Origin of the sequence: Shinella granuli (assembly GCF_004341885.1) — a bacterium.
Classification (GTDB): Bacteria; Pseudomonadota; Alphaproteobacteria; order Rhizobiales; family Rhizobiaceae; genus Shinella; species Shinella granuli.
Window position 1 is genome coordinate 124,345 of sequence record NZ_SLVX01000001.1, and the last position, 13,763, is coordinate 138,107.

Sequence of the window (13,763 nt, forward strand, 5' to 3'; positions counted from 1 at the left end):
GACGGAGCGGAAATGCGTGCGGTCAGGCAAAACCCGTCTGGCGCAGGGCCTCGCCGCAGATCATCGCGGCGGCGAGCGCGACATTGATGGAGCGCTGTCCCTCGATCATGGGAATGAGCACCCGGCCGTCCGCCCTGTCGTGCACATGGTCCGGCACGCCGGCGCTTTCGCGGCCGAAGAGCAGGATGTCGGTCGGCTGGTAGGCGAAATCCGTGTAGCGTTCGGCGGCCTTGGTCGAGGCGAGCACGAGGCGGCGGCCGCTCGTCCTGCGCCATTCCTCGTATCGCTCCCAGTTGACATGTCGCGTCAGCGTCACGGCGGCGAGGTAATCCATGCCGGCCCGCTTGAGGCTGCGGTCGGAAATATCGAAGCCGGCCGGTTCGATGATGTCGACGGAAAGACCGAGGCAGGCGGCGAAACGCAGGATCGTTCCGGTATTGCCGGCAATGTCTGGCTGGTAGAGAGCGATGCGAAGTGCGGACATGCGGCCTCGCCTACAGCAATTCCGGCCAAGGTGCGAAGCGGTTTTGTCTTAAAAATTGCGGAAAGACAAAAAGATGGTGTCGCCCCGCCTTTCGGCGAAAAGCGGCAAGGTGCCATCGCGGATGTGGCGGGAGGGCAACAGAATTGGCCGGAAAGACGAAATTGCGACAAAGCGGCTGGCAAATTGCGTCTTTCCGGGTTAACCAAGGCGCATCTTCAACACGAGAAAAGGGAGGATCATTATGGATACCATCTATCGACCACGCCTCCCGGCTGGATTGACGCCTCTTCTCGCGTAGGCGTTTCGCCACCAAATTCCCATCGTCTCTTCATTTTACTTCGTCGTGTGACGCTTTTCGTCGCCCCACGGCAATCCTACCGGAACCCCGTTCCCGACCGCGCCCGTTTTGCGCCGTCCGTGCCGGTTCCGTCTTTCTATTACGGAGAAAGCCATGTTCGGCTGGTTCGAAAGACGTTTGAATCCCTATCCTTCCGAGGCGCCCTCGCTGCCTCCGAAGGGCCTTTTCGCCTTCCTGTGGCATTATACGCGCCCGGCCGCGCCTTGGCTGGCGCTGCTCGGCTTCTGCTCCATGCTGCTCGGGATTGCGGAAGTCGTGCTGTTCCAGTTCCTCGGCAACATCATCGACTGGCTGTCCAACAGCGATCCGAACACGTTCCTTGCCCGCGAGGGCGGCACGCTGATCTGGATGGCGGTGCTGCTGCTTATCGTCATTCCGGGTTTCGGCGCGCTGCACACGCTGACCATGCACCAGGCGCTCGCGGGCAATTTCCCGATGATCGCCCGCTGGCAGATGCATCGCTACCTGATCCGCCAGAGCATGACCTTCTTCTCCAACGAGTTCGCCGGCCGCGTCTCGACGAAGGTCATGCAGACCTCGCTTGCCGTGCGCGAGACGGTGATGAAGATCATCGACGTCTTCATCTATGTGGTGAGCTACTTCATCTCGATGATCGCGGTCATCGCCTCGGCGGACCTGCGCCTCGTCGTGCCGCTGCTCGTATGGTTCGTCATCTATGTCTGCATCCTGCGCCACTTCGTGCCGAAGCTCATGGTGATCTCCCGCGAGCAGGCCGATGCGCGCTCGATGATGACGGGCCGGATCGTCGACAGCTACACCAACATCGCGACGGTAAAACTGTTCTCGCATGCCGGCCGGGAGGAGACCTATGCCCGCGAAGGCATGGACGAGTTCCTGGTCACCGTGCACAAGCAGATGCGGCTGATCACGCTGTTCAACATCACGATCGACATCAACAACGTCGTCACGATGTTCTTCACGGCGGCCATCGGCATCTATTTCTGGATGACGGGCGATGTCTCGGTCGGCGCCGTTGCGGTGGCCATCGGCCTTGCCATGCGCATCAATGGCATGTCGCAGTGGGTGATGTGGGAAGTGACCGCGCTCTTCGAGAATATCGGCACGGTTTATGACGGCATGGGCATGATGACGCGCCCGCACGACATCAAGGATGCGCCGCAGGCGCCGGCCCTGCCGGCCGCCAGGGGGGCGATCGACTTCGATCATGTCCGCTTCCACTACGGCAAGAACAAGGGCGTGATCGAGGACCTGTCCCTCACGATCGGGGCAGGGGAGAAGGTCGGTCTCGTCGGCCGCTCCGGCGCCGGCAAGACGACACTGATGAACGTGCTGCTGCGCTTCTACGACCTCGAATCCGGCAAGATCACCATCGACGGCAAGGACATCGCGACGGTGACGCAGGACAGCCTGCGCTCGCAGATCGGTGTCGTCACGCAGGATACCTCCCTGCTGCACCGTTCGATCCGCGAGAACATCGCCTACGGCAAGCCGGAGGCGAGCGATGCGGAGATCATCGAGGCGGCGAAGCGCGCCAATGCCTGGGAGTTCATCGAGGGTCTCGCCGACCAGCACGGCCGCACGGGCCTCGATGCCCAGGTCGGCGAGCGCGGCGTCAAGCTCTCCGGCGGCCAGCGCCAGCGCATCGCGATCGCCCGCGTCTTCCTCAAGGACGCGCCGATCCTGGTGCTGGACGAGGCGACCTCGGCGCTCGATTCGGAGGTCGAGGCGGCGATCCAGGAAAACCTCTTCGCCCTGATGCAGGGCAAGACGGTAATCGCGATCGCCCACCGCCTGTCGACGCTGACCGAGATGGATCGTCTTGTCGTTCTCGACAAGGGCCGCCTGCACGAGACCGGCACCCATGCCGAACTCGTCGCGAAGGGCGGCATCTATGCCGACCTGTGGACCCGCCAGTCCGGCGGCTTCATCGCCGATGATGCCGAGGCGGAAGTGGCGGCGGAGTAGGCAAAGCGCATCCCCGCCTGATGGGCGGGGATGCTTCTATCAAGTGCCGGCGCGCTTTGACGTCAGCTCAAGTCCGAGGGCGCGCATGACCGTCAGCATGGACTTGAGGGTCGGATTGCCGTCGCTGGCAAGCGAGCGGTAGAGCGCTTCCCGGGCGAGGCCGGTTTCTTCCGCGACCTTGCTCATGCCCCTGGCCCGCGCGACGACGCCGAGGGCATGCGCGATATAACCCGCATCGCCCGTTTCGAAGGCGTCCTTCATGAAGACGTCGACGGCTTCGTCTGAAGTCAAAGCCTCTGCCGGATCATAGGTGTGCAATGTTTCGTTCATCTCAGGTGTCCAATTGGGCTGCCAGGGTCTTGGCGGCGGCGATATCCCGTTTCTGGGAACCCTTGTCGCCGCCGCAGAGCAGCACGATGATTTCTTCGCCCCTGCGCGTGAAATAGATGCGATATCCGGGCCCATGGTGGATGCGGATTTCGCTGACGCCGTCACCGACGGATTTGACGTCGCCGAAAAGGCCGTAGGCGATCCGGTTCAGCCGGGCGGCGATCAGCGCGCGTTCTTTGCGATCACCGAGCGCCCGCTCCCATTTGCGAAATGTATCCGTCTGCTTGATCAGGAGCGTCATTGAGATAGTAACTTTAATATTACAATCGCCGAATATCAAGGGTGCTTCAATATGCTCCCACCTTTCCAATCTTTAATTTGTCCCCCGTCAAAAACCGCCTATATCGGAGGCATGATCTTCCGCCCGCTCTTCTCCTGGTTCGAGAACTGGATTCAGCCCTTCGCGCGGCGGGATGACCTTCGCCCGCCGCAGGGTCTTCTCGCCTTCATCTGGTTCTATGTCGGGCAGGCGAAGGCGCCGTTTGCGGCGATGCTGGTGCTCGGCGGCGTCACGGCGGGCATCGAGGCGGCGACCTTCTGGTTCGTTGGGCGGCTGGTCGATATCCTGGCGACGGTGAAGCCTGCGGACGGGTGGAGCGGGCTCATGGCCGCCCACGGGCCGGAGCTTTTGATGATGCTCGGCCTGATCGGCCTCGTGCGCTTCCTCGTCACGTTCCTCACGGCGCTCGTCGACCAGCAGGTCATCACGCCCGGCTTCTACAACCTGGTGCGCTGGCAATCCTATGTGCATGTCGCGCGCCAGTCGCTCTCCTTCTTCCAGAACGATTTTTCCGGCCGCATCGTCACGAAGGTCTGGTCGGCGGGGCAGGCGACGGGCGATGTCATCACCTCCTTCATGGAAAGCGTCTGGTTCGTGACGATCTACACGGCCTCGACGCTGGTGCTGCTCGGCGGGCTCGACTGGCGGCTTGCCGCCGTGCTCGGCGTGTGGCTCGTGGTCTTCTCCGTGCTGGCGCGCTACTTCGTGCCGCGCATCCGCGAACATTCGCGCCAGACCGCCGAAGCCGCGTCCATGCTCAGCGGCCGCATGGTCGATGCCTATTCCAACATCCAGACGCTAAAACTGTTCGGGCGCGACGAGGCGAACGACCGCTACATGCGCAGCGGCTTCGACATCTTCCAGAAGACCACGCTCGATTTCACCCGCTTCCTGACGGGCGTGCGCGCCTCGATGGCCTTCGTCTCGGGCCTGATGATCGTCGCCATGGCGGTGCTCTCGATCCATCTGTGGCTCGGCGGCGTTGCCAGTTCCGGGGCCGTCGCCTTCACCATGGCGCTGGTGCTCAGGCTGAATTTCCTGCTCAACCGGCTGATGACGCAGCTCAACAGCATCATGCGCAATATCGGCACGATCCAGAATTCCGCCGACCTCATCTCCCAGCCGATCGGCCTCGTCGACAAGCCGGATGCGACGGAAATGAAGGTCGTGCGCCCGGAAATCCGCTTCGAGGCCATCCGCTTCCACTACGGCCGCGCCTCCGGCGTCATCGACGACCTGACGCTGTCGATCCGGCCGGGCGAGAAGGTCGGCATCGTCGGGCGTTCCGGCGCCGGCAAGTCGACGCTGGTCAACCTGCTGTTGCGCTTCTACGATCTCGAAGGCGGGCGGATCCTTGTGGGCGGAGAGGATATCGCCGGCGTCACGCAGGAGAGCCTGCGCGCCAATATCGGCATGGTCAGCCAGGACACCGCGCTGCTGCATCGCTCGATCCGCGACAACATCCTCTTCGGCAATCCGGATGCCAGCGAGGCCGAGATGATCGAGGCGGCGAAGAAAGCCGAGGCGTACGACTTCATCTGTGATCTCGAAGACCAGCGCGGCCGCAAAGGCTACGACGCCCATGTCGGCGAGCGCGGGGTCAAGCTGTCGGGCGGCCAGCGCCAGCGCATCGCCATTGCCCGCGTCATGCTGAAGGACGCGCCGATCCTCGTGCTCGACGAGGCGACGTCCGCGCTCGATTCGGAGGTCGAGGCGGCGATCCAGTCCAACCTCGAACGCCTGATGCGCGGCAAGACCGTGCTCGCCATCGCCCATCGCCTGTCCACCATCGCCGCGCTCGACCGGCTGATCGTCATGGATCGCGGCCATATCGTGGAGGAGGGGACCCATGCGGAACTCGTCGCGCGCGGCGGGCTCTATGCGGATCTCTGGTCGCGCCAGTCGGGCGGGTTCCTCGGCCATGAGGAAGCGGCGCAATAGGGCCGCAAAGCGTCGTTTCTCACACGCTTTTTGAGCCGGGAAGCGCTGGAGGTTCAAGGCGATGCCTGCGCCTTGTCAAGATGCCCCGTTTTTCCCGCGACAATGTGCCCACCTCCCCTTGCCAAGGCTGGACATAATTTGCGATCAAGCATAGAACGCGCCGGATTGACGGGGAATCTATGGCCGTATTGTGTCCGGATCTTGCCGGTTTCCAAAGGGGCGTTGCGGTTTTCCGCAGACTTTGCGTGAGAGGATGGTTTAGCCGTGAGCGAACACGAGACAACAAGCGAATCCCTGGGCGAGCCCACTCGCCGCGATTTTCTTTACCTGACCACCGGTATGGCGGGCGTCGTGGGCGGCGTTGCGGTTGCCTGGCCGTTCATCGACCAGATGCGTCCGGACGCGTCCACGCTGGCGCTCGCCTCCATCGAGGTCGATGTCTCCAGCCTGACGCCCGGCATGTCGCTGACGGCCAAGTGGCGCGGCAAGCCGGTCTTCATCCGCAACCGTACGGACAAGGAAGTCGAAGAGGCGAAAGCCGTTCAGCTTTCCGACCTCAAGGATCCGGTCGCGCGTAACGCCAATATCGCATCCGACGCCCAGGCGACGGACCTCGACCGCTCCGCCGGCGAGGGCAAGGAGAACTGGATCGTCATGATCGGCTCCTGCACCCATCTCGGCTGTGTGCCGCTCGGCCAGGCCGGCGATTTCGGCGGATGGTTCTGTCCCTGCCATGGTTCTCACTACGATACCGCCGGTCGTATTCGTAAGGGTCCGGCCCCCGAGAACCTGCCCGTGCCGACCTTCTCGTTCGTATCCGACACAGTCATCAAGATCGGTTGAGGGGACACCTGATAATGAGTGCTGAACATTCCACCTACCAGCCGACGACTGGCATCGAAAAATGGGTCGATTCGCGCCTGCCTCTGCCGCGCATGATCCATGACAGCTTCGTGTCCTACCCGGTCCCGCGCAACCTGAACTATGCCTACACCTTCGGCGCCATGCTGTCGGTGATGCTGATCGTGCAGATCCTGACCGGGATCGTGCTGGCCATGCACTACGCCGCCGAAACCACCGTCGCGTTCAACTCGGTCGAGAAGATCATGCGCGACGTGAATCACGGCTGGCTCTTGCGCTACATGCACGCCAACGGCGCGTCCTTCTTCTTCATCGCGGTCTATCTCCACATCGCCCGCGGCCTCTACTACGGCTCCTACAAGGCGCCGCGTGAAATCCTCTGGATCCTCGGCGTGGTCATCTACCTCCTGATGATGGCGACCGGCTTCATGGGCTACGTTCTGCCCTGGGGCCAGATGTCCTTCTGGGGCGCGACCGTCATCACCGGCTTCTTCTCGGCCTTCCCGTGGGTCGGCGAGTGGATCCAGCAGTTCCTGCTCGGCGGTTTTGCGGTCGACAATCCGACGCTGAACCGCTTCTTCGCGCTGCACTACCTGCTGCCGTTCATGATCGCCGGCGTCGTCGTCCTGCACATCTGGGCGCTGCATGTCACCGGCCAGACGAACCCGACCGGCGTCGAGGTGAAGTCCAAGACCGACACGGTCGCCTTCACGCCCTATGCGACGCTGAAGGACGCCCTCGGCGTTTCGGTCTTCCTGATCGTCTTCGCCTGGTTCATCTTCTACATGCCGAACTACCTCGGCCACCCGGACAACTATATCCCGGCCGACCCGCTGAAGACCCCCGCCCACATCGTTCCGGAATGGTACTACCTGCCGTTCTACGCGATGCTGCGCGCCATCACCTTCAACATCGGCCCGATCGACTCCAAGCTGGGCGGCGTCCTGGTGATGTTCGGCTCGATCATCATCCTCTTCTTCCTGCCGTGGCTCGACACCTCCAAGGTTCGCTCCGCCGTCTACCGTCCGTGGTACAAGCTGTTCTTCTGGCTGTTCGTGGCCAATGCCATCATGCTCGGCTGGCTCGGCGCCATGCCCGCCGAAGGCATCTACGTCATCCTCTCGCAGCTCGGCACGGTCTACTACTTTGGCTTCTTCATCGTCCTCATGCCGGTTCTCGGCCTGATCGAAACCCCGAAGCGCATTCCGAATTCGATCACGGAAGCGGTTCTGGAAAAGAAGAACGCCAAGGCGGCCAAGGCCTGATAGCGAGCGACGAAAGGAACCATGACAATGAAAAAGCTTGTTGCAGGCATTCTGTCGCTCGCGCTCGTCGCCGGTCTCGGCATCTCCTTCGCCACGGCGCAGGAAGACCATGCCGCTGCCGGCGGTGCGGAGGCGGAGCACGCCACGCCGCACTACCCGATCCACAAGCCCAAGGAGCAGGACTGGAGCTTCGCAGGCCCGTTCGGCAAGTATGACAAGGGCCAGCTCCAGCGCGGCCTGAAGGTCTATACCGAAGTCTGTTCTGCCTGCCACTCGATGAGCCTCGTCTCCTTCCGCACGCTGGAAGGCCTCGGCTACTCGGAAGCCCAGGTGAAGGCATTCGCGGCGAACTACGAGGTCGAGGACGGCCCGAACAGCGACGGTGAGATGTTCACCCGCAAGGCCGTTCCGTCCGACTACTTCCCGTCGCCCTACGCCAACCACGAGGCGGCTGCCGCTTCGAACAATGGCGCAGCCCCGCCGGACTTCTCGCTGATCGCCAAGGCGCGCGGCATCACCCGCGGCTTCCCGCAGTTCGTCTTCGACATCTTCACCCAGTACCAGGAAGGCGGCCCGGACTACATCTACTCGCTGCTGACCGGCTACGACGAAGAGCCGCCGGCGCATGTCGAGGTCGCCGAAGGCACGCACTACAACCCGTACTTCGCCAATGCCGCGGCGCTCGCCATGGCCAAGCCGATCTCCGACGACCAGGTCACCTATGACGACGGTTCGCCGCAGACGGTCGACCAGTATGCGCATGACGTTTCCGCCTTCCTGATGTGGGCCGCCGAGCCGCACCTGGAGGACCGCAAGCGCACCGGCTTCATGGTCATGGTCTTCCTGGTGATCTTCACCGGCCTGATCTACCTGACGAAGAAGTCGGTCTACGCGAACAAGGAACACTGAGCGGTCTCACCGCTCTGTCGAAAGGCGGCCTCCGGGCCGCCTTTTTTGTTGTGGGGCGGTGGCGCACCTGCAATAACCGGAAAAAGCCCTCCGCAGTCGGAATTCCCATGTCCACACTCGAAAACGAACTCGTCGCCGCGATCCGCAACATCCCGGACTATCCCAAGCCCGGCGTCATGTTCCGCGACATCACCACGCTGCTCGGCAATCCGCGGGCCTTCCGCCGCGCGGTGGACGAGCTGGTGCATCCCTATGCGGGCATCGGCATCTCCAAGGTCGCCGGCATCGAGGCGCGCGGCTTCATCCTCGGCGGCGCCATGGCGCATCAGCTCTCGACCGGTTTCGTGCCGATCCGCAAGAAGGGCAAGCTGCCGCACGAGACCGTGCGCATCGCCTACAGCCTGGAATACGGCGTTGACGAGATGGAGATGCACAAGGACGCCATCAAGCCGGGCGAGAAGGTCATCCTCGTCGACGACCTGATCGCCACCGGCGGCACGGCGGAGGCGGCGGTGAAGCTGCTGCGCCAGATCGGGGCGGATATCGTCGCGGCCTGTTTCGTCATCGACCTGCCGGAGCTCGGCGGGCGGAAGAAGCTGGAGGCGTTGGGCGTGGAAGTTCGGACGCTGGTGGCGTTCGACGGGCATTGAGGGCGGCAGCCCGCGATCTATCATCTGTGGCGGCGGTCTCGCCCCTCATCCGGCCTGCCGGCCACCTTCTCCCCGCAAGCGGGGAGAAGGGATATGCCGCGCCGGTTTCCTGGAAATATTAGGACTCGTGGGGCAAGTTCCCTCTCCCCGCTTGCGGGGAGAGGGGTAGGGTGAGGGGCAAACCGCGTGCGGTTCAGACGAATTCCAGAACCGTGCTTTCGAAGCGGATGACCGGCTCATCGTTCTGGTTCTTTCCCGCGCAGAGTATCGTATTGACCAGCCGGCCCGGCCGCGAGGCAAGCTCGCGCGAGGCGGTCAGCGTCACCGAATAGGTGATCGTGTCGCCGGCGAAGACCGGCTTCAGCCAGCGCAGGTTCGTGAAGCCCGGGGAGGGGCCGAGTTGCGGGGGCGTGTGGCCCTCGGCGGCGAGCCGTTTGCATTCACCGAGCCAGAAGGGCACGAAGCATTTCATCCAGCCGGCAGAGGAATGCCAGCCGGAGGCGCAGAGGCCGCCGAACAGCGCGCGCCTGGCCAGTTCCGCGTCGAGATGGAAGGGCTGCGGGTCGAAATCCCCGGCGAAGCGGATGATGTCCTCGGCCGTGAAGGTGAGGCTGCCGATCTCGATGGCCTCCCCGAAGGCGTAGAGCTCAGCCATGCGCATGGTCGGCTCCCTTTTCGGCAAGGCGCATCATGTTGCTATATTCGCAGAGCGCGACGGTTTCCCCGCGCTGGTTCGTCACCGTGGCGCGCATGCGCACGATGCCGATCTCCGGCCGCGAGCGCGAGGCGCGCGCATCCAGCACCTCGCAATGGCCGCCGAGCGTGTCGCCGGCGAGCACCGGGCGCTTCCATTCCATCCGGTCGACGCCGGGCGAGCCTTCCGAGGTCGAGCCGCGGATATAGGCCTCGTAGAGCATGCGCATCATGACGGCGCTGGTGTGCCAGCCGGACGCGGCGAGCCCGCCGAGGATGCTGGCGCGGCCGGCTTCCTCGTCGAGATGCATGGGCTGGGGATCGAATTCCCGCGCGAAGGCGACGATCTCGTCCGCCGTCAGCGTCCGCTCCGCGAGGTCGAAGCGGCGGCCGGGCGTGAAATCCTCGAAGGTCAGGCGCGCGTCCGTCATGGTCGCTTACGTGTTGAAGCGGAAGTGGATGACGTCGCCGTCCTCAACCACGTATTCCTTGCCTTCGTCGCGGCCCTTGCCGGCTTCCTTGGCGCCGACTTCGCCCTTGTAGGCGATGTAGTCGTCATAGGAGATGGTGAAGGCGCGGATGAAGCCGCGTTCGAAATCCGTGTGGATGACGCCGGCGGCCTGCGGGGCCTTGGTGCCGCGCACGATGGTCCAGGCGCGGGTCTCCTTCGGGCCGACGGTGAAATAGGTGATGAGGTCGAGCAGGTGGTAGCCGGCGCGGATGAGCCGGTCGAGGCCCGCTTCCTCGAGGCCGAGCGCGGAGAGGAATTCGGCTGCTTCCTCCTCGGGAAGCTGCGCCACCTCGGATTCGATCGCCGCCGAGATGATGACGCATTCGGCGCCCTGTTCCTTCGCCATGGCGGCGACGGCCTCGGTGTGCTTGTTGCCGGTCGAGGCGTCGGCCTCCGCGACGTTGCAGACATAGAGGACCGGGTGCGAGGTGAGGAGGTTGAGGCCCTTCAGGACCTCGATCTCCTCGGGCGCCAGCGTCTTCAGGAGAAGGCGGGCCGGCTTGCCTTCGTTGAGCAGCTTCACCACGGCTTCCATGATCGGGAGCTGCGCGAGGGAATCCTTGTCCTTGCCGGTGGCGCGCTTGCGCGTCTGCTCAAGCCGGCGCTCCAGGCTTTCGAGGTCGGCGAGCATCAGCTCGGTCTCGATCGTGTCGGCGTCGCCCACCGGGTTGATGCGACCCTCGACATGGGTGATGTCATCGTCCTCGAAGCAGCGCAGCACATGCACGACCGCATCGACCTCGCGGATGTTGGCGAGGAACTTGTTGCCGAGGCCTTCGCCCTTGGACGCGCCGCGCACGAGGCCGGCGATGTCGACGAAGGAGATGCGGGTCGGGATGATCTCCTTGGAACCGGCGATGGCGGCGAGCGCCTTCATGCGCGGATCGGGAACCGCCACTTCGCCGGTGTTCGGCTCGATGGTGCAGAAGGGATAGTTGGCCGCTTGCGCCGCCGCCGTCTTGGTCAGCGCGTTGAAGAGGGTCGACTTGCCGACATTCGGCAGACCGACGATACCGCATTTGAAGCCCATGGAAGGTGGTCCATTCGTCTTAAGAAAATCGTTGCCATCGCTATGGGGGATGGCGGGGGCAGGGTCAAGGGCTTCGGCCGCGCGGGGCCTTGAAGTCACCCCTCCTGCCGTGCACAATAGGCCCCACACCGCTCGAAGCCGGAGTACGAGGAGCTTCCCATCAGCAATGGTGACACGACCCTGACCCCGAAAACCGTGACGGAGCCGAAGCTGGAGCGGCCGAAGCTCTACAAGGTCATTCTCGTCAACGACGACTATACGCCCCGGGAATTCGTGACGCTGGTGCTGAAGGCCGTCTTCCGCATGGCGGAGGAGACGAGCTATCGCGTCATGATGACCGCACACAAGATGGGCACGGCCGTGGTCGTCGTCTGCGCCCGCGACATTGCCGAGACCAAGGCGAAGGAAGCGACGGACCTTGCCAAGGAGGCGGGCTTCCCGCTGCTCTTCCAGACCGAGCCGGAGGAATAGGCTTCATCGGATATTAGCGGTTTCTGTTTATGGTGCTGCCATGATCGAAGAAGCCGCCACCTGGCACTATGCCGTCGCCTTCGTGTTCTTCCTTCTTGTGGGGGCGATCGGGCACGTCTGCCGCGCGGTCTTCAATGTCTTTCCCGACCGGCTTTCCGACCGGCCGATGCTCGATCTCGCCATCAGCGACGGCTACGGCTGGAACGACCGGATTTTCGGCACCGAATATGACGATGCCGGCTACTACCGGCTCGATTCCTGGCGGAATTTCCGGAACGCGACGGTCGGTTGCGGCCTTGCCGGCCTCGCCGTCATGCTGTTTTCCGACGGTGCCTCGGGCCTCGTCGCGCAGGGCATCGAGACGGCGCTCGCCTGGCTGTGGGACCTTTTCCTCTACCGGCTCGAAACGATCCGCTGGCTGTAGGTCCTACTCGCCCTTGTTGCCGAGCAGCTTCTTCAGCATCTCCGCCATCGGCCCCGTCGTCGGCAGGATCTTCGGCTGGGCGTGGTTGCGCGCCTGGCGGATATGGGATTGACCTGCCGGCTTCTGCGCGGGCGCCTTTTCCGCGTCCGGCTTGCTGCCGGTGGCGAGCGCCAGCTTGTTCATCAGTTGCGAATCCTCCCCCCGCACCAGCATGTCGGCATTGAGGGCGAGTTCGTCGAGCAGCGGGTCGAGCCAGACGTGATCGGCCTTTGCGAAATCGCCGAGCACATGGTTGGTGACGAGCTCCTTCACGCCCGGATGGCCGATGCCGAGGCGCAGGCGCCGGTAGTCCTTGCCGCAATGGGCGTCGATCGACTTGATGCCGTTGTGCCCGCCATGGCCGCCGCCGACCTTGATGCGCGCCTTGCCGGGGGCGAGGTCCAGTTCGTCGTAGATCGCGACGATGTCTTTCGGGGCGAGCTTGTAGAAGCGCATCGCCTCGCCGACGGATTCGCCCGAAAGGTTCATGAAGGTCTGCGGCTTGACGAGCAGCACCTTCTCGCCGGCAAGCTCGCCCTCCGAGATTTCCGCCTTGAACTTCTTCGACCAGGGCGAGAACGGGTTCTTGCGGTGGATCGCGTCCAGCGCCATGAAGCCGATATTGTGGCGGTTGCCCGCATATTTTGCGCCCGGATTGCCGAGCCCCGCGATGATCTGCATGGAATGGTCCGTCAAAAGGATCTGTCCGGCCTTCACCACCGCGAAAGCGGCCGGAAGTCAACCGTCCGCGTTCATTTCTTCGCGCCGCCGTCGGCCGTGCGCGTGTTCGGCGGCAGGCCGTAGGCGGTGAAGATGCGATCCTGCTCGCCGCTGACGATGAGCTGGTCGAGCGCCGCCTGCAGCCGCTCGATGAGCTCGGGCGGCGTGTCCTTGTGGCAGGCGAGGCCGTAGATCTGGCCGGCCATCAGCATGGCTTTTTCGACTGGCTGGCCCTGGTTGACCAGGTTCTCATAGGTCTTGATCGAGGTCGGCATCAGGTCGATGCGGCCGGAGAGCAGCTTGCGCACGGAGATGTCGATGTCGGTGGCAAGGTCGATGTCCTTGAAGCCGAGCTCTTCGAGCGCTTCCACGGCGAAGTCGCCGCGCTGCGAACCGACCTTCATGGCGAGCGCCTCGCGCGTGCTTGCCGGCCCCTTGCTGCCGTCCTTGCGTTTCAGGAGCACCATCTCGTCCTTCAGGAGCGGATTGACCCAGGCGAAGCGGTCGGCGCGGTCGCGGTTGTAGCCGGTCGTGAAGACGCAGTTCATCGGCTGGTTTTCCGCCATGGCGAAGGCGCGGGCCCAGGGCATGATCTCGATCGTGTAGTCGATGCCGACCGCCTTGGCGATCGCCTCGACCTGCTCGACGGCGATGCCGGTGATCCTGCCGTCCTTGGAATAGTTGAAGGGCGCGTATTCCTCCGTCACGAAATGCAGGGTTTCGGCAAGCGGTGCGGAAAGGGGAGCGAGCGACAGGCAAAGCGTCAAGAGCAGCGTCTTCATCGTCTCGT

General features: G+C 63.6%; 16 protein-coding genes. 8 read left to right on the forward strand and 8 right to left on the reverse strand.

The window, feature by feature from the left end; genetic code table 11:
* Window positions 1-22: 22 nt before the first annotated feature.
* On the reverse strand, window positions 23-484 hold the full coding sequence (locus EV665_RS00605; RefSeq protein ID WP_133032714.1) for a tRNA (cytidine(34)-2'-O)-methyltransferase: 462 nt from the start codon (window positions 482-484) through the stop codon (window positions 23-25).
* A gap of 451 nt (window positions 485-935) precedes the next feature.
* Here EV665_RS00605 and EV665_RS00610 point away from each other — a divergent pair, with 451 nt between their 5' ends.
* The gene (locus tag EV665_RS00610; RefSeq protein WP_133032715.1) at window positions 936-2,789 is read left to right on the forward strand and encodes an ABC transporter ATP-binding protein; all 1,854 of its coding nucleotides are present in this window, start codon (window positions 936-938) and stop codon (window positions 2,787-2,789) included.
* Between the two features lie 39 nt (window positions 2,790-2,828).
* Here the strand turns inward: EV665_RS00610 and EV665_RS00615 are convergent, their stop codons facing one another.
* Together EV665_RS00615 and EV665_RS00620 are read right to left on the reverse strand one after the other, a co-directional pair.
* Window positions 2,829-3,119 (reverse strand): addiction module antidote protein, encoded by a 291-nt coding sequence (locus EV665_RS00615; protein ID WP_133032716.1) that lies wholly within the window; start codon window positions 3,117-3,119, stop codon window positions 2,829-2,831.
* 1 nt (window position 3,120) lies between these two features.
* On the reverse strand, window positions 3,121-3,420 hold the full coding sequence (locus EV665_RS00620) for a type II toxin-antitoxin system RelE/ParE family toxin (RefSeq protein ID WP_133032717.1): 300 nt from the start codon (window positions 3,418-3,420) through the stop codon (window positions 3,121-3,123).
* A gap of 111 nt (window positions 3,421-3,531) precedes the next feature.
* Here EV665_RS00620 and EV665_RS00625 point away from each other — a divergent pair, with 111 nt between their 5' ends.
* From EV665_RS00625 to EV665_RS00645, 5 genes are all read left to right on the forward strand, one after another.
* The gene (locus EV665_RS00625) at window positions 3,532-5,400 is read left to right on the forward strand and encodes an ABC transporter ATP-binding protein (protein WP_133032718.1); all 1,869 of its coding nucleotides are present in this window, start codon (window positions 3,532-3,534) and stop codon (window positions 5,398-5,400) included.
* 264 nt (window positions 5,401-5,664) lie between these two features.
* Entirely contained in the window at window positions 5,665-6,243 is a 579-nt protein-coding gene (gene petA, locus EV665_RS00630; RefSeq protein WP_084437973.1) for a ubiquinol-cytochrome c reductase iron-sulfur subunit, read from the forward strand.
* A 14-nt stretch (window positions 6,244-6,257) separates the two neighbouring features.
* Window positions 6,258-7,526 (forward strand): cytochrome b, encoded by a 1,269-nt coding sequence (locus EV665_RS00635; RefSeq protein ID WP_064330770.1) that lies wholly within the window; start codon window positions 6,258-6,260, stop codon window positions 7,524-7,526.
* Between the two features lie 27 nt (window positions 7,527-7,553).
* The gene (locus tag EV665_RS00640) at window positions 7,554-8,435 is read left to right on the forward strand and encodes a cytochrome c1 (RefSeq protein WP_064330769.1); all 882 of its coding nucleotides are present in this window, start codon (window positions 7,554-7,556) and stop codon (window positions 8,433-8,435) included.
* Between the two features lie 107 nt (window positions 8,436-8,542).
* Window positions 8,543-9,085 carry an adenine phosphoribosyltransferase gene (locus EV665_RS00645; RefSeq protein WP_064330768.1) on the forward strand — a complete coding sequence of 181 codons (543 nt, stop codon included), beginning with the start codon at window positions 8,543-8,545 and terminating at the stop codon, window positions 9,083-9,085.
* Window positions 9,086-9,278: 193 nt separating this feature from the next.
* Here the strand turns inward: EV665_RS00645 and EV665_RS00650 are convergent, their stop codons facing one another.
* From EV665_RS00650 to ychF, 3 genes are read right to left on the reverse strand one after another with little or no spacing between them, the layout of a single operon-like run.
* The gene (locus EV665_RS00650; protein ID WP_133032719.1) at window positions 9,279-9,746 is read right to left on the reverse strand and encodes a MaoC family dehydratase; all 468 of its coding nucleotides are present in this window, start codon (window positions 9,744-9,746) and stop codon (window positions 9,279-9,281) included.
* Entirely contained in the window at window positions 9,733-10,209 is a 477-nt protein-coding gene (locus tag EV665_RS00655) for a MaoC family dehydratase (RefSeq protein ID WP_133032720.1), read from the reverse strand. The genes EV665_RS00650 and EV665_RS00655 overlap by 14 nt, the downstream gene beginning before the upstream one ends.
* A gap of 6 nt (window positions 10,210-10,215) precedes the next feature.
* Entirely contained in the window at window positions 10,216-11,319 is a 1,104-nt protein-coding gene (gene ychF / locus EV665_RS00660; RefSeq protein ID WP_064330765.1) for a redox-regulated ATPase YchF, read from the reverse strand.
* Window positions 11,320-11,478: 159 nt separating this feature from the next.
* On the opposite strand from ychF, the gene clpS reads away from it, so the two are divergent.
* Both clpS and EV665_RS00670 read left to right on the forward strand, forming a co-directional pair.
* Complete coding sequence (gene clpS, locus EV665_RS00665) at window positions 11,479-11,790, forward strand: ATP-dependent Clp protease adapter ClpS (RefSeq protein WP_023513608.1); 312 nt, start codon at window positions 11,479-11,481, stop codon at window positions 11,788-11,790.
* Between the two features lie 40 nt (window positions 11,791-11,830).
* The gene (locus EV665_RS00670; protein WP_064330763.1) at window positions 11,831-12,214 is read left to right on the forward strand and encodes a hypothetical protein; all 384 of its coding nucleotides are present in this window, start codon (window positions 11,831-11,833) and stop codon (window positions 12,212-12,214) included.
* Between the two features lie 3 nt (window positions 12,215-12,217).
* Here the strand turns inward: EV665_RS00670 and pth are convergent, their stop codons facing one another.
* Together pth and EV665_RS00680 are read right to left on the reverse strand one after the other, a co-directional pair.
* A complete protein-coding gene (gene pth / locus EV665_RS00675; protein ID WP_133032721.1) occupies window positions 12,218-12,934 on the reverse strand; it encodes an aminoacyl-tRNA hydrolase in 717 nt (238 codons plus the stop codon).
* Between the two features lie 71 nt (window positions 12,935-13,005).
* The gene (locus EV665_RS00680; RefSeq protein ID WP_133032722.1) at window positions 13,006-13,755 is read right to left on the reverse strand and encodes a substrate-binding periplasmic protein; all 750 of its coding nucleotides are present in this window, start codon (window positions 13,753-13,755) and stop codon (window positions 13,006-13,008) included.
* Window positions 13,756-13,763 lie beyond the last annotated feature (8 nt).